The organism is Amycolatopsis sp. NPDC004169 (assembly GCF_040610315.1).
In the GTDB taxonomy this organism is placed as follows: domain Bacteria; phylum Actinomycetota; class Actinomycetes; order Mycobacteriales; family Pseudonocardiaceae; genus Amycolatopsis.
The window spans coordinates 166159-188015 of the sequence record NZ_JBEXMD010000008.1 but is presented as its reverse complement, the minus strand read 5'-3'; the positions used below and the strand labels follow the sequence as shown (position 1 = coordinate 188015).

Genomic DNA, 21857 nt, shown 5'->3' with positions numbered 1-21857 from the left:
AGATCGGACATAGCGCGTACAACGGCAAAAAGTACGTTATGGAACAACCGACTTCTGCTCGGCGAAGTGACAAGCTGACAAGTGCCCGTCCGTCCTGGGCACCAGCTCGGGCACCTCGGTCGCGCAGCGGTCCTGCGCCTTCCAGCACCGCGTGCGGAACCGGCACCCGGACGGGGGATCCAGCGGGCTCGGCACGTCACCGGTCAGCCGGATCACCTGGCGGCGCCCGCGCACCGACGGGTCCGCCACCGGCACCGCGGACAGCAGCGCCTGGGTGTACGGGTGGGACGGTCGTTCGTAGATCTCCTCGTCGGTGCCGAGCTCGACGATCTTGCCGAGGTACATCACCGCGACCCGGTTCGACAGGTGCCGCACCACTGAAAGGTCGTGCGCGATGAAGACGTAGGACAGGCCGAACTCGCCCTGCAGGTCGCCGAGCAGGTTCATCACCTGCGCCTGGATCGAGACGTCCAAAGCGGACACCGGCTCGTCGCAGATGATCACCTTGGGCCGCAGCGCGAGCGCCCGGGCGATGCCGATGCGCTGGCGCTGGCCGCCGGAGAACTGGTGCGGGTAGCGGTTGAGGTGTTCCGGGTTGAGGCCGACCACCTCCAGCAGTTCCCGGACCTTGCCCGCCCGCGACCCCTTGGGCGCGACTTCGGAGTGGATTTCGAACGGCTCGCCGACGATGTCGCCGACCGTCATCCGCGGGTTGAGGGAGGTGTACGGGTCCTGCAGCACGATCTGGATTTCGCGCCGCAGCTTGCGCAGCTCGGCGCCGCGCATGGCGAAGATGTCACGGCCCTCGAACTCCGCGGTGCCGCCGGTCGGTTCCTCCAGGCGCATCAGGACCTGGGCGAGGGTCGACTTGCCGCAGCCGGACTCGCCGACGACGCCGAGCGTCTCGCCCGGCATCAGGTCGAACGAGACGCCGTCGACCGCTTTGACCTGGCCGATCGTGCGCTTGAAGAGGATCCCGGTGCGCACCGGGAAGTACTTCCGCAGATCGGTGACCGAGAGAATCGGGTCCGCCGACGTGCTTTTCCCAGCGGAGGCGGAATCAGATACTGCCACGGGAGCTCACCACCTCTTCGGCGAAGTGGCACGCGCTGGTGCGGCCGAACCCGATCGCGTGCTGCGGCGGGACCTCTGCCGAACACTTCGCTTCGGCTCGTTTGCACCTCGGGTGGAACGGGCAGCCGGGCGGGATGTCGAGCAGGCTGGGCGGCAGGCCCTTGATGGTTTCCAGCGTCTGTCCTTTGAGGTCGAGCCGGGGCAGGGAGTCCATCAGCGCGGCAGTGTAGGGGTGGGCGGGCGCGCGGAACAGCTCGACGGCGTCGGCCTGTTCGACGATCCGGCCCGCGTACATCACCGCGATCCGGTCGGCGACCTCGGCGACCACGCCGAGGTCGTGCGTGATGAGCACCAGGCCCATCTTGCGTTCGGCCTGGATCTCGGCCAGCAGGTCCATGATCTGGGCCTGGACGGTGACGTCGAGGGCGGTGGTGGGCTCGTCGGCGATGAGCAGGTCCGGGTCGAGGGCCAGTGACATCGCGATCATCGCGCGCTGGCGCATGCCGCCGGAGAACTGGTGCGGGTAGTCCTTGATCCGGCGTTCCGCGGCGGGGATGCGGACGGTGTCGAGCAGCTCGATCGCGCGCTTCCGGGCGTCCTTCTTGGACATCCCGAGCCGGACGCGCAGCTGTTCCTCGATCTGGAAGCCCACGGTGAACACCGGGTTCAGCGCGGACAGCGCGTCCTGGAAGATCATCGCGATCTCGCTGCCGCGCACCTCGCGGCGGCGGTCCTCGGTCGCGGTCAGCAGGTCCTCGCCGCGCCAGCGAACGGCGCCGGCGGTGATCACGCCGGGTGGCATGTCGAGGATCCCCATCACCGTCTGGGCGGTGACGCTCTTGCCGGACCCGGATTCGCCGAGCACGGCCAGGGTTTCCCCGGCGTGCACCGAGTAGCTGACGCCGTTGAGGACGTTCGCCACGCCGTCGGACGTCCGGAACTCGACGTGCAGGTCTTCGACTTCGAGGAGGAGTTCGTTGTCGGACAAGGGAGCTACCTCGACTTCGGATCGAGCGCGTCGCGGATGCCGTCGCCGAGCATCACGAAGGCCAGCACGGTCAGGGTGACGAAGGCACCGGGGAACAGCAGCATGTGCGGGTCGTTCCGGAAGTAGTCCCGCGAGTCGGCGATGAGCACGCCCCACGAGATGACCGGTGCGCGCACGCCGATGCCGAGGTAGGCCAGGGTCGCCTCGGCGCCGATGAACGCGCCGAGCGCGATGGTGGCGTACACCAGCACCGGCGCGATCGTGTTGGGCAGCAGGTGCCGGAAGATGATGCGCGGGGTGCTCGCGCCGAGGCCGCGCGCGGCCTTGACGTAGTCGAGCTGCTTGGCCACCAGCGTGGCCGAGCGCATGATCCGCATGCCGACCGGCCAGCTCAGCACCGCGATGGAGCAGACCACCTGGACGATGATGGTGACCGCGCCGGGGTTGGTGCCGGGCGCGTTGAACGTCGTCAGGATGACGATCGCGCCGAGCACGAACGGCAGGCCGGCGAAGATGTCGCCGAAGCGCGACAGGAGGCTGTCCACGAGCCGGCCGTAGTAGCCGGCGATGATGCCGACCACCGAACCGATGAGGACGGTCAGCAGCGTCGCGAACACGCCGACCAGCACCGACGCGCGGGTGCCGTAGATGGTGCGGGCGTAGACGTCCTGGCCCTGGTTGTCGTAGCCGAACCAGGCGTCCGCGGACGGCCCCTCGTTCGCGTGCGTGAGGTCGCTGAAGCCGGCGTCCCGCGAGCTGAACAGGCCGGGGGCGACCGCGATCAGCACGATGAACAGGATGATCACCGCCGAGGCGATCACCGCGGGCTTGCGCCGCAGCTGGCGCCAGGCGTCGCTCCACAGGCTGCGGGGCTTCTGCGGACCGGTGGCCGAATCGTCCACACGGGACAGCTCGGCCGCGTCGGCCCCGCCGCCGCCGATCAGGTTCGGGTCAGTCATAGCGGATCCTCGGGTCGAGAACGGCGTAGAGGAGGTCGACGACCAGGCTCATCAGCAGGTACACCAGCACCAGCAGGACGACCACGCCGACGACCGTCGCGCTCTCCCGGTTCTGGATCCCGCGGAAGATGAGGCCGCCGAGGCCGTTGATGTTGAACACGCCTTCGGTGACGATCGCGCCGCCCATCAGGGTGCCGAGGTCGGTGCCGAGGAAGGTGAGCACCGGGATCACCGAGTTGCGCAGCAGGTGCACGAGCACGACCCGGCTCTGCGGCTGCCCCTTCGCGATCGCCGTCCGGACGTAGTCGGCGCGGCGGTTCTCGGCGATGCTCGTTCTGGACAACCGGGCCACGTAGGCCATGGACAGGGTGCCGAGCGCGATGCCCGGCACGATGAGCTCGCCGACGCTCGGGTCGTCCGAGACACTCGCTTCGATCCAGCCGAGGCCGTTGGCGCCCAGGGCCAGCTGCAGCACGATCGCGGTGACGAACACCGGGAGCGAGATCAGGAACGTGGTCGAGACCAGCACGAGGTTGTCGAGGAAGCCCTTGCCGCGCAGGCCGGTCAGCACGCCGGCGGTCAGCCCGATGACCGCTTCGATGGCCACCGCGATCACCGCGAGGCGCAGGGTGATCGGGTAGGACGTGGCGATCAGCTCGCCGACGGACGTGCCGTTGAAGGTTTCGCCCCAGTCGCCGGTGAACAGGCTCCCGAGGTACTTGAAGTACTGGACGAAGATGTTGTCGTCGAGGTGGAACTTCTCGGTCATCTGCGCGATGTAGGCCGGCGGGCAGGCGACCTGGCCGCACTTGCCGGAGAACGGGTCGCCGGGCACGGCCCAGACCAGGACGTAGATGAGGAACGTGGTGCCGAAGAACACCGGGATCAGCTGGAGCAGCCGTCGCAGGACATAGCGGGTCATCAAGAGTTCCTAGTGCGCGCCGGCCGTCGTGGGTGGCGAGGCGGGTGCCGCCTCGCCACCCACGACGGCGTGGTGGTGGGAGCCGCGGCTACTTCTTCAGGACCTCGATGGACGGGTAGTCCGGCATCCGGCGGAAGTCCAGCGCCGCCGACTTGAGGTTCTTCGACTTCGCCGCGACACCCTTCTCGTCCCACGTCGGGATCGACGGCAGGTCCTTCGCGATCAGGTCCTCGGCCTGCTGGTACAGCTTGACCGCGGCGTCCTTGTCGGCGGTGGCGTCCGCCTTCTCGAGGAGCGCGTCGACCTGCGGGTTCGAGTAGGTCGAGTCGTTCGAGGAGCCACCGGTCTTGTAGATCGGGTTGAGGAAGTCCTCGATGGACGGGTAGTCCGCCGACCAGTCCGAGCGGCCCATGCCGGTGAGCTTGTGGCCGGTCACGATGCTGCGCCACTGCCCGAAGTCGGTCGCGGGCACGAAGTCGCACTCGACGCCGAGGGTGTTCTTGATGCTGTTGCACGCCGCGACCAGCGGTTCCTTGCGGCCACCGTCCGCGTTGGACGCGATGGTCAGCTTGCCCTTGAACCCGGACTTCGCGAAGGCCTCCTTGGCCGCCGCCGGGTCGTACTTGCAGAACTGGCAGACGCCCGGCCGGTACCCCGGGATGCCCTGCGAGATGTAGCCGTCCGCCGGCACGTAGGTGTCGTTCATGACGGTCTTGGTGATCTGCGCGCGGTCGATCGCCATCGAGATGGCCTTGCGCAGCTCGAGGTTGTTGTACCCGGGCACGTAGTACGGCACGGCGATGGTGCTGATCCCGAGCAGGTGGCCGGTGACGAGCCGGTCGCCCAGGTCGTTCTTGTACTTGCCACCCGCGACGGCCGACGGCGGCAGCGCCTCCATGAAGTCGAGCCGCCCGCTCAGCAGGTCCTGGTAGGCGGTCTCCTGGCTGGAGTAGATCTTGATGTCGAGGTCCTTGAAGTGGACCTTGTCGTCACCCTTGTAGTCGTCGTTGCGGGTGAGCTTGATGTCCTGGTTCGGCGTCCGCGAGACGAATTTCATCGGGCCGTTGCCGATGGGGTGCTGCTCGAAGCCCTTGGGGTCCTTGAAGAACGCGTCGGGCAGCGGCGCGAACGCCTGGTAGCCGACCTTGATGTCGAACACGGAGAACGGCGCGTCCAGGGTGACCTGGAACTCGTAGTCGCCCTTCTGCACCAGGCCCGACATCTTGTCCGTGGCCGGCTTGGCGTTCTCGTCCGCGGGGTGGACGTCGGTGTACCCCTGGATGTTCGAGAAGAAGTCGGTGTTGAGCTGGCCGTTCGGGGCGTAGGCGCCGTAGTTCCAGGCGTCGATGAAGTTGTGCGCCTTCACCTCGGTGCCGTCGTGGAACTTCCAGCCCTGCTTGATCTTGATGTCGTAGACCTTGGAGTCGGTCGTCGTGATCGAGTCGGCCATCAGGTTGAACGGCTTGGCGTCCGCGCCCTTGAAGCCGACGAGCGTGGCGAACATGACCTGGATCGCCTTGGTGCCGCCGAGGTCGTTGATGTTGGTCGGGACCAGCGCGTTCTGCGGTTCGGTGCCGTAGACGCTGACCGCGCCGTCCGGGTTCGTCTCGCCGGCGCCCGCGGAGCTGCCCGACCCGCCACCGCACGCGGCGAGCACGAGCGCCAGCGAAGTCATCACCACCGTGGGTCCCCAGAGCCTGCGCGAACGACGCATGATCCCCTCCATATCCGGTGTGTCCGAAAGGTGAGACGCACGCTATCGGGGGCGATGAAGCCGATCACAGGACTGCGGTGTTGCAAATGTGTGACGACCGTCGGGACCACCTGGTTGGAGCACGACCAACGTAGGAATCCGGATACTCCGGACGGCCCAGCGCGGACAGCAGGTCATGGCGCGATCACCCACGGTTCGCTTGTGCCCCAAGCCCTTTGGGGCGGCCGAACGGTCGGTCAGGCGAGGGAGAGGGCGATGCCGTCGAGGATGTCGTGTTCGCTGACCACCAGCTCGGTCGGACCGCCCCGAGCGGCCAGCTGTTCCGCGAGGGTCTGGACCACCACCGCGCCGCCGCCGATCACGTCCACCCGGCCCGGGTGGATCACCGGGTTGGCCGCGCGGCCGGCGTGGTCGCTGTGCAGCAGCTCCGAGGCGAGCCGGTCGATTTCCGCCGCGCTCAATGTGGACAGGTGCACCCGGTCGCTGTCGTACTCCGGCAGGCCCAGCGCGATCGCCGACAGCGTCGTCACCGTGCCCGCGACGCCGATCCAGGTCCGGGCGCGGGAAACGTCGACCACGTCGAACGCGTCCGTCAGCACCTTGCCCGCCAGGTCACGGGCGGCGGCGATCTCCTCGGCCGTCGGCGGGTCGCTCTTGAGCGCGCGCTCGGTGATCCGCACGCAGCCGATGTCGACCGACTTCGCCGCGGTCACCTCGGCCCGGCGGCCGTCCCAGGTGCCGAGGACCAGCTCGGTCGAGCCGCCGCCGACGTCGACCACCACGAACGGGCCGTCGTCCGGGTCCTGCTCGCCCACCGCGCCGGTGAACGACAGCCGCGCCTCCTCGTCGCCGGTGATCACCTCGGCCTCGACGCCGAGGGTTTCGCGGGTCATGCGGAAGAACTCGTCGCGGTTCTTCGCGTCGCGGGTCGCCGAGGTCGCGACCATGCGCACCTTCTCCACGCCCTTGCGCCGCGCGGCGATCGTGTAGTCGGCGAGCGCGGCGCGGGTGCGTTCGAGCGCTTCGGGGGCCAGCTCGCCGGTGGCGTCGACGCCTTGGCCGAGCCGGACGATCCGCATCTCGCGGTGCAGGTCGCGCAGGTCGACCGTGCCGTCGTGGCGCGGCGTCAGCTCGGCGACGAGCAGGCGGATGGAGTTGGTCCCACAGTCGATCGCGGCAACACGAGGCATGCCGCCACCCTAACCGGCGCCCGTTCCGGTGGTGGTCGGCGGCAGCGTGGTCGTGGTCGTGATGACCGTCGTGCTGATCCGGGTGACGACCTGTCCGCACGTCGGCGTCGGGGTCGTGGTCGGGTTCGGCGAGGACGTGTCCCCGGTCGGCGTGGAGGACGGCGCCGGCTCGGTCGTGATGCTGATGACCGTCGTCGGGATCACCGTCGTCGTCGGCGGCGCGCACGTGGGCGTCGACGTCGGCGGCTTCGAGGTGCCCGACGTGGTCGGCGGCGGGGTGGAGACCGTCGTCGTCGGGACCGGGGGCGGCGGGATCGGCGGCGGCGCGGGAAGCGCCGCCGCGTTCGGCGCGCCGACCGGCACCGTGCTGTCCGGCACCTGCATGATCCCGTTGCGGTAGGCGTCCGCCCACAGGACCACCGTGTTCACGTAGGTGTCCGAGTTGTTGTACCGGTAGATCGCGCCGCGCAGCTGGTCCGGTTTCGCCAGGTCGAACCCGCCGGAGCACAGGTAGCGGCCGGTGGCCAGGGCCGCGTCGAAGATGTTGTTCGGGTCGGACTTGCCGTCGCCGTTGCCGTCGGAGGCGTAGCCCTTCCACGTCCCCGGGATGAACTGGGTCGGCCCGACCGCGCGGTCCCACACCGGGTCGGTGTCGAGCAGGCCCTGGTCGGTGTCCGGGATCGCGGCGAACCCGCCCTGGCCGTTGAGCTGCGGCCCGAGGATCGGCTCGCGGGTGGTCCCGGACGCGTCGACGTACCCGCCGCGCGCGTGGTTGGACTCGATCCGGCCGATGCTGGCGATCAGCGCCCAGTCGATGTGGCACGCGGGCAGCTCGCGGCCGAGGATGTCGGCGGCGTTGCGGTACGCCTTCAGCGCGGTGGCCGGGATGCCGAGCGGGCCGTCGGGCAGCTCGTAGGCCGGCAGCGGCAGCGGGGTGGGCGCGCCGGGGAGGGTGCCGTCGACGGCGATCTGCTGGAGGGCCGCGTTCCCCGGGTCGTAGCCCTGGGCCAGGGCGGCGTCACGGGTGTGCGCACCGCTGCCGCCGAGCCAGCCGAGGGTGCCGCCGCCGGCGACCAGCGCCGGGACCACGGCGAGGATGCCGGTGATCAGCGGGTAAGCGGTGCGGTGGCGGATGCCGAATCTCCGCGCGTAGCTCCCGACTGCGTCTGGCAGCCGCCGCACACGCATGATCGGAGTCCTCCTGGCCGGATCGATCGCCGTTCCCGGGGGACAGCCTGCCGCAAGCGCGGCCGAGTTTCAGCCCATCGAGAGTCGCGATCGAGGTTTTCGCTCACCCAGACCAGTTATCTGTTCACAAGGCGCGAGCGTTACGCGGCACAGTCCCCCGTGGGCCACCCGTTGGCCTTAAGCAGGGCCAGCGTCTCGTCACCGAACGGATTCACGCCCGGGCCGACGGCGAGGGAGTGCGCGACGTGCACGTGCAGGCACTTGACCCGCCCGGGCATGCCGCCCGCGGTGACCTGGTGGCCCAGCGGCTCGATGGCGTCCCGCTCGGCGAGGTAAGTCTCGTGCGTGCGCTGGTACTGCGCGGCGAGCTCGGGATCGGTGGTGAGCCGCTCGGTCATCTCCTTCATGATCCCGGACGCCTCGATGGTGCCGATCATCGAATTGAGCTTCGGGCAGGTCAGATAGTAGAGCGTCGGGAACGGGGTGCCGTTCTCCAGCCGCGGGCTGGTCTGCACCACGGACGGGTGACCGCTCGGGCACCGCGCGGCGATCGCGCGCAGCGCCCGCGGCGGCCGTCCGAGCTGCTCCGCGATGATCTCGCGGTCGGCTTCGGTGACGGGCTCGAACCGGTACTGCTGCGTGCTGTTCACACCGTCCAGGTTAGAGCGTGGCCCTCAGCCGCCCGAGACCTGGTTCCACAGGTTCTCGTACCAGGAGCCGGCCGCGGCCTGCTGCTGACCGGGTGGCGGGGCCGCGTCCGGCGCCTTGTCCTCCGGCAGCTGGACGATGTACGGCGTCTCGCCCGGCTTGACGTACCGCAGCCGCCGCCGGGCCTCGGCCTCGATCTGCGCGGGGTCGCTCAGCTCCGCCTTGCGGCCTTGGAGCTGAGCGACCTCCTGCTGCAGCTGGGCCTGCTGCGCCTGCTGTTCGCGGACCTCGGTCCGCTGGGAGAGGTACGTGCGCAGGGGCACGGCGATGGTGAACGCCAGCGCGCACACCACGATCGCCACCACCGCCGCGCGGCGGGTGGTGGACATGCCGAGCACCTTCGCCGCGCCTGAAGCTCGCTTCGCCGCCAAGCCCCGGCGCAGCCGGGCCCTGGTGGTCTCCGCGTCGCCGGTGCGGCGGCGCGCCGCCGCGGTGCCGTCGGTCCGGGGCGACCGGGATCCCGGGCTCCCCGCACGACCGGCCTCCGGGCGGCGGGTCCGCGCGGGTCCGCCGACCCGCGCCGAACCGCCGCCACCGCCGCGGCGGCCACGTGTCCTCCCCCGGTCCGCCATCGGCGTCAGGCCTCGGCGCTGAACCGCGGGAAGGCCAGCTCGCCGGCGTACCGGGCGGCGTCACCGAGGGTCTCCTCGATGCGCAGCAGCTGGTTGTACTTGGCGATCCGCTCGCCGCGGGCCGGGGCACCGGTCTTGATCTGGCCGACGCCGGTGGCGACCGCCAGGTCCGCGATGAACGTGTCCTCGGTCTCGCCCGAGCGGTGGCTCATCATCGACTTGTAGCCGAACGACGTGGCCAGCGAGATCGCGTCGAGCGTCTCGGACAGGGTGCCGATCTGGTTGACCTTCACCAGCAGCGCGTTGGCGGCGCGGCGGGTGATGCCCTCCTCCAGGCGGTCCGGGTTGGTGACGAACAGGTCGTCGCCGACGATCTGGACCTTCTCGCCGACCTCGGCGGTCAGGGTGACCCAGCCGTCCCAGTCGTCCTCGCTCAGCGGGTCCTCGATCGACACCAGCGGGTAGTTCGCCAGCAGCTCGGCGTAGTAGGCCGACATCTGCTCGGCGCTCTTCTTCGCGCCCTCGAAGGTGTACACGCCGTCGGCGAAGAACTCCGTCGCGGCGACGTCGAGGGCCAGCGCGACGTCGCGGCCCGGGGTGTAGCCGGCCTTCTCGATGGCCTGCAGGATCAGGTCGAGCGCCTCACGGTTGTTGCCGAGGTTGGGCGCGAAGCCGCCTTCGTCGCCGAGACCGGTCGACAGGCCGCGGCCCTTCAGCACCGACTTCAGCGAGTGGTAGACCTCCGTGCCCCAGCGCAGGGCCTCGCGGAAGGTCTCCGCGCCGATCGGCGCGATCATGAACTCCTGGACGTCGACGTTGCTGTCGGCGTGCGAACCACCGTTGAGGATGTTCAGCATCGGCACCGGCAGCACGTGCGCGTTCGGGCCGCCCAGGTAGCGGAAGAGCTCCAGCTCGGCCGACTCCGCGGCGGCCTTCGCGACGGCCAGCGAGACGCCGAGGATGGCGTTCGCGCCGAGGCGGGACTTCGCCGGCGTGCCGTCGAGGTCGACCAGCTTCTGGTCGACGATCCGCTGGTCGACGGCCTCGATGCCGACCATCTCCGGCCCGATCTCGTCGAGCACCGCGGCGACCGCGCGCTCGACGCCCTTGCCGTTGTAGCGGCCGGTGTCGCCGTCACGCAGCTCGACCGCTTCGTGCTCACCGGTCGACGCCCCCGACGGGACCGCGGCCCGCGCCAGGGTGCCGTCGTCGAGAGCCACCTCCACCTCGACCGTCGGGTTGCCGCGCGAGTCCAGAATCTCGCGCGCGCCTACCTGCTCGATGAGAGCCACGCCATGCTCCTCGGTGCGTCATTTCTGCCTGCGGTAACGCCGCCAGCCTAGCCGTCGCCGCAGTTCACCCGTTGGAGGACTCACCGCCCGCGCGGACCTCCTGCCAGCCCGGCGGCAGCTCGACGACCTCGGACGTCTGCTGCCAGAACGTCCAGCTGTTGCCCCCGAGATCGGCGACGGTGAACACCCGGGCGCCGTACGGCTGGTCCTGCGGCGGCTCCAGCTCACCCTCGTCCCCGAGGGCGGCCTCGATCCGCGCGTAGGCGGCGTCCACGTCGTCGACGTAGAGGATGTTGAGCTGGCCGACCGGCCCGTCGACGCCCTTGGCCTGCCAGTAGTCCGGCCCGACGCCGGCGAGCTGGATCCGCGCGTCGCCGGCCCGCAGGGTCGCCTGGAAGACCTCGCCCGCGCCGTCGCAGAAGCGGACCTCCTCGGTGAACCCGAAGACCCTGGTCAGCCAGGCGAGCGCTTCCGTCGCGTCGGAGTAGTAGAGGTAGGGCGCCAGGCCCCGGTACCCGCTGCTCATGGCGGCACAGTCCATCACGTCCCGTTCGGAGGCGTGTGCATCCCCCTCCCCGGGGGTAACGTGGGAGCGACCATGACGGACGCCGCAGCTGCTTCGCAGCCTCCCGAGGAGTCGCGGTTCCATGCCTTCCGCCAGGCCGAAGACCTGGTGGGCCGCCGCCGTCCGCTCGACGCGCTGAAGGCGTTGCAGCCCCTGCTGGAATCCGAAACGGACAAGCCGTCGGTCCACCTGCTGGCCGGGCGCGCGTACTTCCACTCCGCTCAGTTGCGGCGCGCCGAGGAGGCGTTCACCCGCGTGCTGGAACTGGACCCGACGGACCACTACGCACGGTTCATCCTGGGCCGCACGCTCCAGCGGCTCGGCCGGTTCGTCGAGGCGCTGGGCCAGATGAAGATCGCCTCGGCGATGCACCCGGTGCCGGAGTACCTGGAAGCGATCAGCGAGGTCAAGGCGCACATCGCGCTGCGCGAACCGTGACCTGACCAGGGCCGAACGGCCCGGGGTTCCTCAGCCTTTCGGCCGACCAGGCCGGGCCCGTCGACCGATGTCCTGGCGGGGTTTTCGGGCGAAGCTGGTTCCAGACCGAAACCAGGGAGGAACCGGAAATGTCGATCTTCGCCACGCTGGGTGCGTACGCCGGGCTGCTGCTGCTCGTACTGATGGCCGTCACGCCGTTCGTCGCCGACCGCGAGCTGTGACTCAGGGCGCGACACTCGCCTCCGCGTAGGCGTCCGCCGCGCTGAACACGTCTTGTCCGTACGAAACGGCCTGGTTGTAGAACAGGATCGCCCGCCACCAGCCCGCCGGCGTCCCCAGGTCGTCGCCACCGGAGCACAGGAACCGCGCCGCCGTGAAGGCCGCGTCGTCCACGTTCTGCGGGTCCGGTGCGCCGCCGTCGCCGTTCGCGCGCTCCTGGTACTTCTTCCACGTCGACGGCAGGAACTGCATCGGGCCGATCAGGTGGTCCCACGACTTGTCGCCGTCGAGCCTGCCGCCGTCGCTGTCGTGCACCGCCGGGACGCCCGGCGAGCCGTCCAGCGGCGGGCCGACCACCGGCTTCGCCACCCGGCCGTCCGAGCCGATCGCCGAGAGGTCGAAGTCGCCGCGTTCGTTCTCGACGCGGCCGATGCCCGCCAGGGTCGCCCACGAGAGGTGGCACGTCGGCTTCTGGCGCTGCATCCACATCTCCGCCCGGCCGTACGCCGAGAGCACGCGCGCCGGGACGTGCGTCTTGCCCGCGACCCGGGCCGCCCACGCGTCCAGCTCCACGCGGTCGGACACCTGCGGCCGGTCGACCGGCGCGGCGAGGCCGGCCCGCGGTGCTTCGGCGCCCGGCTGCGGCCGCTGCTCCGGGATGGCGAGCGCCGGCTGGACCGGCGGTGAGGCCACCGGGGCGTCCGGGTCTCGGACACCGATGGTGACGACGAGGACCACGCCGGTGACCACCAGCCCGAGCGCGAGGGCGATCCGCCCGACGTACCGCCTGGGCGGCCCGCCCGAAGGCGGTGACGGAGGCGTGACGGTCGGCTGAGCGGTTTCGGCCACCCGAACAGGTTACGGAGCCACTCAAGAGGGTCACCCAAGCGGCTGACCAGGCAAGCGGCAGGTAAAGCCAGGCCCGCTGCCTGCGAAATCACAGAATTCGTTATGGAGTCGACGCGCAAGCCTCTGACCTGCGGTTACCCTAACCTAACTTCAGATCCGTGTCCTGTTTGTCCGGTTGCATCGTTTCGAGGGAGCGACCGCCCACTGGACTTACAGGTGAGCCTTACCTAAAACCATCACGGAAGCAGAAACTCAGGGAGGCGGACCCGTGTTGTTCTCGAGCGCGCTGATCGGCCTGCGCGAAGGCCTGGAAGCGGCGCTGGTCGTCAGCATCCTGGTGGCCTTCCTGGTCAAGACCGAACGGCGGCACGCGCTGCGCTGGGTCTGGCCCGGCGTCGGTGCCGCGGTGCTGCTGTCGGTCGCCGTCGGCGCGGTCCTGACCTACACCACCGCCCAGCTGTCCTTCGAGCACCAGGAGCTGCTCGGCGGCAGCCTGTCGATCGTCGCCGTCGTGTTCGTCACCGCGATGATCTTCTGGATGCGCAAGGCGTCGAAGAGCATCGCCGCCGAGCTGCGCGGGAAGATGGACGACGCGCTGGACGTCGGCCCGGCGGCCGTGCTGCTGCTGTCGTTCCTCGCGGTCGGGCGCGAGGGCCTGGAGACGGCGGTGTTCTTCTACTCGACCGTCCAGGCCGCGCAGTCCGACACCGTCGAACCGCTGATCGGCTTCGCCATCGGCATCGCCGCCGCCGTCGTGCTCGCCTGGCTGCTCTACAAGGGCGCGGTCCGGTTCAACCTGACGAAGTTCTTCACGATCACCGGCGTCCTGCTGGTGTTCGTCGCCGCCGGCGTGCTGGGCTACGGCCTGCACGACCTCCAGGAGGCCGCGTTCCTGCCGGGTATCAACACCCTGGCGTTCGACGCGTCGAGCACGCTGCCCGAGACGTCCTGGTACGGCGCCCTGCTCAAGGGCATCTTCAACTACTCGCAGCAGACGACCGTGCTGCAGGCCGTCGCCTGGCTGGCCTACGTCGCCGTCGTGCTGCCCCTGTTCCTCAAGCCCAGCAAGAAGACCGCCCCGGCGCCCGCCGTCGCGGCCGCCTCGAAGGAGTGACCGTGCGCAAGACCCCCTCGCTGGCCGTACTGGCCGGCGCCGCCGCCCTGGTGACGCTGGCCGCGTGCGACAGCAAGAGCCAGCCCGCGGCGGCCGGCGGCCCGATCAAGGTCGCCGCGTCCGACACCGCGTGCGAGGTCTCCGCGACCACGGCGAACGCCGGCAACCTGACCTTCGAGATCACCAACAAGGGCACCAAGGTCACCGAGTTCTACCTCTACGCCGAGGGCGACCGGATCATGGGCGAGGTCGAGAACATTGCGCCCGGGCTCAACCGGCGGCTGATCGTCGAGGTCGCCGACGCCGGCAAGTACCAGACCGCGTGCAAGCCGGGCATGGCCGGTGACGGCATCCGCGGCGACTTCACCGTGACCGGCGGCGTCGCGAAGCAGAACGACACCAACGCGCAGAAGGCGGAGGCGACCAAGAGCTACGCCGGCTACATCGCGAACAACACCTCCGCGCTGCAGGACGAGACGGTGAAGTTCGCCGACCTCGTGAAGGCAGGCAAGGTCGACGAGGCGAAGGCCGCCTACGCGCGCACCCGCACCTACTACGAGCGCATCGAGCCCGTCGCCGAGAAGTTCGGCGACCTCGACCCGGCCATCGACGTCCGCGAGGCCGACCTCGAGCCGAACCAGCAGTTCACCGGCTTCCACCGGCTGGAGAAGGACCTGTTCAAGACCGGCCTGCAGCCCGACAGCGCGCAGATCGCCGACAAGCTGGTGACCGACGTCAAGACCCTGGTCGGCAAGACCAAAACCCTGGAGCTGTCCGCACTGGACCTCGCGAACGGCGCCAAGGGCCTGCTCGACGAGGTCGCCACCGGCAAGATCACCGGCGAGGAAGAGGCCTTCTCGCACACCGACCTCTGGGACTTCCAGGCCAATGTGGACGGTTCGAAGGGCGCGATCGCCTCGCTGCGGCCGGTCCTGCAGGCCAAGGACCCGGCCCTGGTGTCCACTCTGGACAAGGAGTTCGCGAACGTGCAGGGCCTGCTCGACAAGCAGCGGGCCGGTGACGGCTTCAAGTCCTACACCGAGCTTTCCCAGGACCAGGTCAAGGAGTTCGCCTCGGCCGTCGACGCGCTGAGCGAACCGCTGAGCAAGGTTGCGGAGGTCGTGTCGAAGTGACGTCCACCGAGGGCACGCGCGTCTCGCGGCGGAAGCTGTTCGGCCTGGCGGGCGCGGGGGTCGCGCTCGCCGGGGCCGGGGCCGCCGCCGGCATCGGGATCGACAAGGCGACGAGCGGCAACGCCGAAGCGTCGACGAACGTCGTCGACTTCCACGGCGAACACCAGGCAGGCATCGCCACCCCGGCGCAGGCCAACCTGCACTTCGCGGCCCTCGACGTCACGACGAAGGACCGCGAGAAGCTGCGGGCCCTGCTCAAGACGTGGACCGAAGCGGCCCGCCGGATGACAGCGGGCCAGGAGGTCGTGGCGAACGGCGCGGTCGGCAGCGGCGCCTACGCCCCGCCCGGCGACACCGGCGAGGCGCTCGACCTGCCGGCGTCGAACCTGACCCTGACCATCGGGTTCGGGCCGTCGCTGTTCGACGGCCGGTTCGGCCTCGCGGGCAAGCGCCCGCCGCAGCTGATCGACCTGCCGCTGTTCCCGAAGGACAAGCTCGACCCGGCCCGCAGCGGCGGCGACCTGTGCATCCAGGCCTGCGCGGACGACCCGCAGGTGGCGGTGCACGCGGTCCGCAACCTGGTCCGGCTCGGCTTCGGCGTCACCGAGGTCCGCTGGTCGCAGCTCGGCTTCGGCCGCAGCTCGTCGACTTCGCGCGAACAGCAGACCCCGCGGAACCTGTTCGGCTTCAAGGACGGCACGAACAACATCAAGGCCGAGGAACCCGACGTGCTGCGCGACCAGGTCTGGGCCGAGGCCGGCGACGGCCAGGCCTGGATGGCGGGCGGCACGTACCTGGTGGCGCGCCGGATCCGGATGCACATCGAGACGTGGGACCGCGAGACCCTCGACGGCCAGGAGAAGATCATCGGCCGCACGAAGGGCACCGGCGCCCCGCTGGGCCAGACCGCGGAGTTCGACGAGCTGGACCTCGACGTCGGCGGCGCGGGCGGCGAGAAGCTGATCCCGGAGGACGCGCACGTCCGGCTGGCCTCGCACCAGGCGCTCAACGGCGTCCGGATCCTGCGCCGCGGCTACAACTTCGTCGACGGTTCCGACGGCGTCGGCCACCTGGAGGCCGGGCTGTTCTTCCTGGCGTTCAACCGCGACACCCGCAAGCAGTACGTGCCGATGCAGCAGGCGCTGTCGTCGAAGGACGCGATGATGGAGTACGTCCAGCACACCGGGTCGGCGCACTTCGCGGTCCCGCCGGGTGTGACCCGCGATGCGAGCTGGGCGGACGCGCTGTTCTCCTGACCCGTTTGCCTAAAGCCTTTAGGTTGATCTACCCTGGCTTTAGGCGAACAGGAGAAGGTTAATGGTTCGAGCGGGACTGACCACGGAGAGCGTGGTGCGCGCCGGCGCGGAGCTGGCCGACGAGCTCGGCTTCGACCGGCTGACGCCGTCGGAGCTGGCCCGGCGGCTGGGCGTGCAGGTCGCCAGCCTGTATTCGCACGTCAAGAACGCGCACGACCTGCGGACCAAGGTCGCGCTACTGGCGCTGGACGAGCTCGCCGTCCGGGCGGCCGCCGCCCTCGCGGGCCGGGCCGGGCGGGACGCGCTCGTCGCCTTCGCCGACGTCTACCGCGACTACGCCCGCGAGCACCCCGGCCGGTACGCCGCCGCCCAGCTGCGGCTCGACCCGGAGACCGCCGCCGCGAGCGCCGGTCCCCGGCACGCCGAGCTGATGCGCGCGATCCTGCGCGGCTACGACCTGACCGGGCCGGACGAAACGCACGCGGTGCGGCTGCTGGGCAGCGTCTTCCACGGGTTCGTCAGCCTCGAAACCCAGGGCGGGTTCGACCACAGCGCGCCCGCGGCGGCGGACAGCTGGGTGCGCATCCTCGCCGTCCTCGACTCCCTCCTGCGTGATTGGCCACGATCGTGATCGACATCCCCCTGACCGCGAAGCTCGTCCGCGGCGCCCTCGAACTCGAATGCACCGAAAGCGGCCTGGTGCCGCACCGGCTCCCGGCCCGCGCGCGGGCGCAGAACACCGACCCGCGGCTCGCCATGGCGGAGGCCCAGCCCGCGGGCGTGCGGCTGCGGTTCCGGACGAGCGCCCGCGTGATCGAACTCGACACGCTGGCGACGAAGGTCGAGTACCCGGGCGCGCCGCCACGGCCCGACGGCGTTTACGACCTGCTGGTCGACGGCAAGCTCGCCGCCCAGGCGACCGCACCCGCCGGCGTCCGGTTCGCGGACCTCCCCGGGCAGGACAAGGACATCGAGATCTGGTTGCCGCACAACGAACTGACGACGTTGGTGGCCTTGCGCACCGACGCGCCGGTTTCGCCGTCGCCCCGGGCGGACCGGGTGTGGCTGCACCACGGCAGTTCGATCAGCCAGGGCTCGAACGCGATCAGCCCGTCGACGACGTGGACCGCGGTGGCCGCGCTCGCCGCCGGGGTCGAGCTGGTCAACCTGGGCTTCAGCGGCAACGCGCTGCTCGACCCGTTCACCGCGCGGGCGCTGCGGGACACCCCGGCCGACCTGATCAGCGTCAAGCTGGGCATCAACGTGGTCAACGCGGACCTGATGCGCCTGCGCGCGTTCGGGCCCGCGGTGCACGGGTTCCTCGACACGATCCGCGACGGCCACCCGGACACGCCGCTCCTGGTCGTCTCGCCCCTGTACTGCCCGATCCACGAGCGCACGCCGGGCCCGGGCGACTTCGACCACGAGGCACTGGCTTCCGGTTTCGTGCGTTTCCGGGCGACCGGTGAGCCGGGCCCGGGCAAGCTGACGCTGGAGGTCATCCGGGAGGAGCTGGCCCGGATCGTGGCGCAGCGCGAGGACCCGAACCTGAGCTACCTCGACGGCTTGGCGCTCTACGGCGAGGAGGACTTCGCGGACCTGCCGCTGCCGGACGCCCTCCACCCGTCCCCGGCGGCCCACCACCGGATCGGGGCGAGGTTCGCCTCGCTGGTCCTTGACTTCAACAGAGCTTGAAGTTGGAGGCTTCGGTCATGTTCACCGAAGCAGAACTCGCCTACCTCGCCGCCCAGCCACTGGGCCGGCTGGCGACCCAGCAGCCGGACGGAACGCTCCAGGCCAACCCGGTCGGCTTCCGCTACAACCCGGACGAGCAAACGATCGACGTCACCGGCCACAACCTGCGGAACAGCAAGAAGTTCCGCAACATAGCCACGCACGACCGCGTGGCGTTCGTGGTCGACGACCTGCCATCGACGAACCCGTGGCGCGTGCGCTGCCTGGAGATCCGCGGCCGCGCGGAGGCCCTGGTGGGCGTGAACCTCCCGGACAACCACTTCGACGACGCGGTGATCCGCATCCACCCGGAGCGGATTCTGGCCTTCGGCGTCGAGGACTGGGATCGCGAGCCGTTGGAACTGGAGTCGAACATCCGGAACGTGTGATCGGTCAGACGGGGCCGCGGGAGCGCTCCAGCGGCCCCGGCGCGAGGGTGAGCCTGCGCCCCACGCGGTCGATTCCGGTCACGACGACCGTGAGCTCGTCTCGGGCCGGCTCTCGCCGATGGGCTCCCCAACCAGCCGGTCAAGCGCGGCCGCGGAGGTACTCCCGCGGCCCCGGCGCAAGAGTCAGCCTGCGCCCCACCCGGTCGACCCCGGTCACGACAACCGCGAGCTCGTCACCGACCCAGCTCTCGCCGATGGGCTCCCCAATCAGCCGGTCAAGCGCGGCCGCGGAGGTGCTCCTGCGGCCCCGGCGCGAGGGTGAGCTTGCGCCCCACGCGGTCGATCCCGGTCACCACCACCGAGAGCTCGTCGCCGACCCGGCATTCGCCGATGGGCTCCCGGACCAGTCCTTCGACTCCGTCGGCGACCTCGACGAAGACGCCGACCGGGCTCAGCAGGGTGACCCGGCCGCGCAGTTGCCGTCCGGCTGTGGTGGTGTCGGCGAACGCCTGGAACGGGTCCGGCTGGGTCGCCCGCAGGGACAGCCGGGCTTCCAGGTTCGCCGTGTCGAACGCGAGGAACTCGCCGGACACGCGCAAACCGACCTGCACGACGTCGGTGGCGGCGGCGAACCGCCGCCACGAAAGCTCGGGGTAGACGACGAACCCGACGCCGGGGAAGACCGGGTGCGCGGGGCCGTCGTCCAGGGCCACGAACACGCCGAACCGCTCGATCGCCGCCACGGTGCCGGTGAGGAGCTCCCCCGGGTGCAGTGCCTCGAGGAACGCCCACAGCTGCGGGTGCTCGGCCCGTCCGCCCATCACCCGCCCAGGCTCCCACGAGCTACCGGCGGCCACCCCAGGCGGTGTACGCCACGGCCCCCGCAACCGCCAGTACCGCCGCCGTCCAGGTGGCGGCCGTCGTTTCCGGTGGTTGCAGCAGCCACGCCAGTACTCGCTCGGCCGTCGATCCGTTGTCGCGGACGAACGGCGCGATCGCGCACCACACCAGCGGGAGCGTCCAGCCGAACTGGCCGCCCGCGACCGTGGCCGCCAAGCCCGCGAGCCCCGCCAGGCCCGCCGCGTCGCGGATGATGACCGACGCGGCCACCTGGGCCGGCCCGAGCTGCTGGATCCCCAGCACCACCGCCCCGGCCACCACCGCGATCAGCGCCAGGTGGGCGAACCGCCGGACCGGCCACGGCCGGGCCGCGGTCCGGTCGAGCTCGGGGTCCTGGCCGCTGAGCCCGATCGCCGTCACCGCGACCGCCGTGGTCAGCGCCAGCGCGACGAGGACCCCGTTCCACCCGTCCCGGCCCAGCAACCACACCGCGGACGTCGCCACCAGCAAGGCCGCGAAGGCCGCCGGCAGCTGCCGCGAACGCGCGTACAGCACCGCCCACCTCATCGCGACACCAGCGTTTCCAGCGGGTCGCCCTGGCAAGTCAGCAACGACCGGCGCAGCGCGACCACCCGAGTGAACTGCACGTCTTCGGGCAAAGCCCGGAACTTCGCCCACAGCTGCTCGAACACGTCCCGTTTCGAGCTGAACCAGTTGCGGGTGAACTCGGGCAGCAGCTTCAGCTCCCCGGTGAAGTACGCCGCCGCGATCATCCGGGCGCCCATGTCGGACACGTCCGCGTGGCTCGGCGGCACGCACGGCGGCACCCCCGCGCCGGACAGCACCGCCAGCCGCAGGTCGCTCGCGTCCGCCCGGAGCAGGACGTCGTTGCGCTGGAAGTCGAGGTAGACCACGCCGGGGTCGCGCCGGGCGGGCGCGGCCGGGGAGTCGGGCAGGACCTCCTCCTCCACCCGCGTCGGCGCGCCCGGCAGCTTCGCCAGCATGGCGAGGGCTTCGCGGCCCGGACCGGCCAAGGCGGCCAGGCGGTCCCGGTGCATCTCCGCCACACAGACCGGCCCGTCGCAGACCTTCCGGGCGGCGACGTCGTCGGCGGCGAAGACCTCCGAGGGGAACAGCGGCAGCGCGAGGGCGACCCCGGCGACCAGCGGCAGCAGGCTCAGCAGCCGCGCGCGCACGGACTGCACCGACAGCAGCAGGAACCCGGTGACGGCGAGGCCGAGGAACCACGCCACCTGCCCGACGTCGACCGCCGCGGCCGTCGTCACCATCGAGCCCCGCGGCTCGGCCAGCGACGGCGTCAGCGTGCCGACCCGGTGCGGCAGCACCGCGTCCAGCCCCGGCTCGAGCGAAATCCAGCAGAGGATCGTCCCGGCGAAGGCCACCACGGCCAGCCCGGGCGCGGTCAGCGGGTGCGGCAGCAGCCGCCCGACCGCCAGGCCCAGCCAGCCACCGGCGACCACGGCGAGCACCCCGATGCCCAGGACGGGGACGAAGACGGCCGAGACGAACCCGTCGTGGGCCAGTACTTCGCCGACGCCGACGCCGAACACGGCCAGGTAGCCGAGTGCGGTCAGCGCGCCGAGCGCGCCGGCCAGCCGGATCGCCCGCTGCCACGCCGGCCGCGGTGTCGTCGCCAGCAGTTCGACCATGCCGGAGCGGCTGTCCCGCATGCCCTGGATGGCACCGGCGCCGACCACGACGGGCCAGAGGAACTGCAGCAGGTACCGGATCCACAGCGCGGTCGTGGTGGTGTTCGCGAACCAGGCGCCCGGGTTCTTCCACCACGGCCCGGTGAGCAGGAAGAGGTACGCGAGCGCGAGGACGACCAGCGCGAGGCCCACCCAGGGCGCGATCGAGCGCCGCAGTTCGATGCGGAAGATCACCACGCCCCCCGGCCCGGCTCGTGGTTCAGCAGCGCCGAATACCCGCGCTCGATCGGGCTGTCTCCCCCGTGCTCGAGCGTGCCCGCCGCGGCCAGCCCCTCCGGCGTCCCCTGGAACACCAGCTTGCCCGCCGCGAACAGCACCACGTCCGTGCACGCCGTGGCGACGTCCTCCACCAGGTGCGTCGAGATCAGCACGCACGAGTCGCGGCCCAGGTCCTGGACCAGCTCGCGGAACCGGAGCCGCTGCGCCGGGTCGAGGCCGGCCGTCGGCTCGTCGAGCAGCAGGATGTCCGGGTCGTTGACGATCGCCTGGGCGATGCCCACCCGGCGGACCATGCCGCCCGACAGGGTCTTCATCCGGTCGTCGGCGCGGTCGGCCAGGCCCACCCGCTCGACGGCCCGCTGGACCGCCCCCGGGATGTCCTCTTTGGACATCTCTTTCAGCCAGGCCAGGTATTCGACGAACTCGCGGACGGTGAACCGCTTGTAGTACCCGAAGTCCTGCGGCAGGTACCCGATCCGGCGGCGCAGCTCGCGCAGGCCGGTGTGCCCGCCGGCCGGGGTGCCGAGCAGCGACAGGCTGCCCGACGCCGGCCGCAGCACCGTGGCCAGCGCCCGGATCAGCGTCGTCTTGCCGGCGCCGTTCGGGCCGAGCAGCCCGTGCACGCCCTTGCCGAGGGACAGGTCCAGCCCGTCCACGGCCATCTTCCGCCGTCCCACCCGCACCTTCAGCGCCTCCGCCCGGATTTCCCAGGCGTACGTCGACGGTGCGACCTCGGCGGCCCCTACTGCCCGCATGTTTCCTCC

23 protein-coding genes are annotated in these 21857 nt (G+C 70.7%); 7 read left to right on the top strand and 16 right to left on the bottom strand.

What is annotated here, in order from left to right; genetic code table 11:
- Positions 1-36 precede the first annotated feature (36 nt).
- The 11 genes from ABZX11_RS13750 to ABZX11_RS13700 all read right to left on the bottom strand — a co-directional run bounded on the left by ABZX11_RS13750 (position 37) and on the right by ABZX11_RS13700 (position 11133).
- The gene (locus ABZX11_RS13750) at positions 37-1074 is read right to left on the bottom strand and encodes a dipeptide ABC transporter ATP-binding protein (RefSeq protein WP_176174846.1); all 1038 of its coding nucleotides are present in this window, start codon (positions 1072-1074) and stop codon (positions 37-39) included.
- Positions 1061-2062 carry an ABC transporter ATP-binding protein gene (locus ABZX11_RS13745; protein WP_176174845.1) on the bottom strand — a complete coding sequence of 334 codons (1002 nt, stop codon included), beginning with the start codon at positions 2060-2062 and terminating at the stop codon, positions 1061-1063. Before ABZX11_RS13745 ends, ABZX11_RS13750 begins: the two co-directional genes overlap by 14 nt.
- Before the next feature lie 5 nt (positions 2063-2067).
- Complete coding sequence (locus tag ABZX11_RS13740; RefSeq protein ID WP_176174844.1) at positions 2068-3021, bottom strand: ABC transporter permease; 954 nt, start codon at positions 3019-3021, stop codon at positions 2068-2070.
- On the bottom strand, positions 3014-3943 hold the full coding sequence (locus tag ABZX11_RS13735; RefSeq protein WP_354912966.1) for an ABC transporter permease: 930 nt from the start codon (positions 3941-3943) through the stop codon (positions 3014-3016). The genes ABZX11_RS13740 and ABZX11_RS13735 overlap by 8 nt, the downstream gene beginning before the upstream one ends.
- An 88-nt stretch (positions 3944-4031) precedes the next feature.
- Complete coding sequence (locus tag ABZX11_RS13730; protein WP_254897128.1) at positions 4032-5657, bottom strand: ABC transporter substrate-binding protein; 1626 nt, start codon at positions 5655-5657, stop codon at positions 4032-4034.
- Between the two features lie 236 nt (positions 5658-5893).
- A complete protein-coding gene (locus tag ABZX11_RS13725) occupies positions 5894-6847 on the bottom strand; it encodes a Ppx/GppA phosphatase family protein (RefSeq protein ID WP_354912964.1) in 954 nt (317 codons plus the stop codon).
- Positions 6848-6856: 9 nt separating this feature from the next.
- Positions 6857-8035, bottom strand: coding sequence for a lytic murein transglycosylase (locus ABZX11_RS13720; RefSeq protein WP_354912962.1), 1179 nt, complete (start codon positions 8033-8035; stop codon positions 6857-6859).
- A 140-nt stretch (positions 8036-8175) separates the two neighbouring features.
- On the bottom strand, positions 8176-8685 hold the full coding sequence (locus ABZX11_RS13715; RefSeq protein WP_354912960.1) for a DUF501 domain-containing protein: 510 nt from the start codon (positions 8683-8685) through the stop codon (positions 8176-8178).
- Positions 8686-8709: 24 nt separating this feature from the next.
- Complete coding sequence (locus tag ABZX11_RS13710; protein ID WP_176174838.1) at positions 8710-9072, bottom strand: septum formation initiator family protein; 363 nt, start codon at positions 9070-9072, stop codon at positions 8710-8712.
- A 248-nt stretch (positions 9073-9320) separates the two neighbouring features.
- Positions 9321-10607 (bottom strand): phosphopyruvate hydratase, encoded by a 1287-nt coding sequence (eno, locus tag ABZX11_RS13705; RefSeq protein WP_176174837.1) that lies wholly within the window; start codon positions 10605-10607, stop codon positions 9321-9323.
- Positions 10608-10671: 64 nt separating this feature from the next.
- On the bottom strand, positions 10672-11133 hold the full coding sequence (locus ABZX11_RS13700; RefSeq protein ID WP_354912957.1) for a VOC family protein: 462 nt from the start codon (positions 11131-11133) through the stop codon (positions 10672-10674).
- A gap of 72 nt (positions 11134-11205) precedes the next feature.
- Between ABZX11_RS13700 and ABZX11_RS13695 the strand changes: the two genes are divergently transcribed.
- Positions 11206-11610, top strand: coding sequence for a tetratricopeptide repeat protein (locus ABZX11_RS13695; RefSeq protein ID WP_176174835.1), 405 nt, complete (start codon positions 11206-11208; stop codon positions 11608-11610).
- A 222-nt stretch (positions 11611-11832) separates the two neighbouring features.
- On the opposite strand, the gene ABZX11_RS13690 is transcribed toward ABZX11_RS13695, so the two are convergent.
- On the bottom strand, positions 11833-12579 hold the full coding sequence (locus ABZX11_RS13690) for a murein transglycosylase (protein WP_354913118.1): 747 nt from the start codon (positions 12577-12579) through the stop codon (positions 11833-11835).
- A gap of 367 nt (positions 12580-12946) precedes the next feature.
- On the opposite strand from ABZX11_RS13690, the gene efeU reads away from it, so the two are divergent.
- The 6 genes from efeU (at position 12947) to ABZX11_RS13660 (ending at position 18304) form a co-directional block, all read left to right on the top strand.
- The gene (gene efeU, locus ABZX11_RS13685) at positions 12947-13792 is read left to right on the top strand and encodes an iron uptake transporter permease EfeU (protein WP_354912955.1); all 846 of its coding nucleotides are present in this window, start codon (positions 12947-12949) and stop codon (positions 13790-13792) included.
- A complete protein-coding gene (efeO, locus tag ABZX11_RS13680; protein WP_176174833.1) occupies positions 13789-14925 on the top strand; it encodes an iron uptake system protein EfeO in 1137 nt (378 codons plus the stop codon). Before efeU ends, efeO begins: the two co-directional genes overlap by 4 nt.
- The gene (gene efeB / locus ABZX11_RS13675) at positions 14922-16181 is read left to right on the top strand and encodes an iron uptake transporter deferrochelatase/peroxidase subunit (RefSeq protein WP_176174832.1); all 1260 of its coding nucleotides are present in this window, start codon (positions 14922-14924) and stop codon (positions 16179-16181) included. The genes efeO and efeB overlap by 4 nt, the downstream gene beginning before the upstream one ends.
- A gap of 61 nt (positions 16182-16242) precedes the next feature.
- Positions 16243-16812 carry a WHG domain-containing protein gene (locus ABZX11_RS13670; protein ID WP_354912953.1) on the top strand — a complete coding sequence of 190 codons (570 nt, stop codon included), beginning with the start codon at positions 16243-16245 and terminating at the stop codon, positions 16810-16812.
- Positions 16809-17876 (top strand): SGNH/GDSL hydrolase family protein, encoded by a 1068-nt coding sequence (locus ABZX11_RS13665; RefSeq protein WP_354913116.1) that lies wholly within the window; start codon positions 16809-16811, stop codon positions 17874-17876. The genes ABZX11_RS13670 and ABZX11_RS13665 overlap by 4 nt, the downstream gene beginning before the upstream one ends.
- Before the next feature lie 17 nt (positions 17877-17893).
- Positions 17894-18304 carry a PPOX class F420-dependent oxidoreductase gene (locus tag ABZX11_RS13660; protein WP_176174830.1) on the top strand — a complete coding sequence of 137 codons (411 nt, stop codon included), beginning with the start codon at positions 17894-17896 and terminating at the stop codon, positions 18302-18304.
- Positions 18305-18579: 275 nt separating this feature from the next.
- Here ABZX11_RS13660 and ABZX11_RS13655 read toward each other — a convergent pair whose 3' ends face one another.
- From ABZX11_RS13655 to ABZX11_RS13640, 4 genes are read right to left on the bottom strand one after another with little or no spacing between them, the layout of a single operon-like run.
- Positions 18580-19125: a S1 RNA-binding domain-containing protein gene (locus tag ABZX11_RS13655; protein WP_354913114.1), complete on the bottom strand. Its 546-nt coding sequence runs from the start codon at positions 19123-19125 to the stop codon at positions 18580-18582.
- A 22-nt stretch (positions 19126-19147) separates the two neighbouring features.
- The gene (locus ABZX11_RS13650; protein ID WP_354912951.1) at positions 19148-19711 is read right to left on the bottom strand and encodes a hypothetical protein; all 564 of its coding nucleotides are present in this window, start codon (positions 19709-19711) and stop codon (positions 19148-19150) included.
- Positions 19708-21048 (bottom strand): hypothetical protein, encoded by a 1341-nt coding sequence (locus tag ABZX11_RS13645; RefSeq protein ID WP_354912949.1) that lies wholly within the window; start codon positions 21046-21048, stop codon positions 19708-19710. Before ABZX11_RS13645 ends, ABZX11_RS13650 begins: the two co-directional genes overlap by 4 nt.
- The gene (locus ABZX11_RS13640) at positions 21045-21848 is read right to left on the bottom strand and encodes an ABC transporter ATP-binding protein (protein WP_354912947.1); all 804 of its coding nucleotides are present in this window, start codon (positions 21846-21848) and stop codon (positions 21045-21047) included. The genes ABZX11_RS13645 and ABZX11_RS13640 overlap by 4 nt, the downstream gene beginning before the upstream one ends.
- Positions 21849-21857 lie beyond the last annotated feature (9 nt).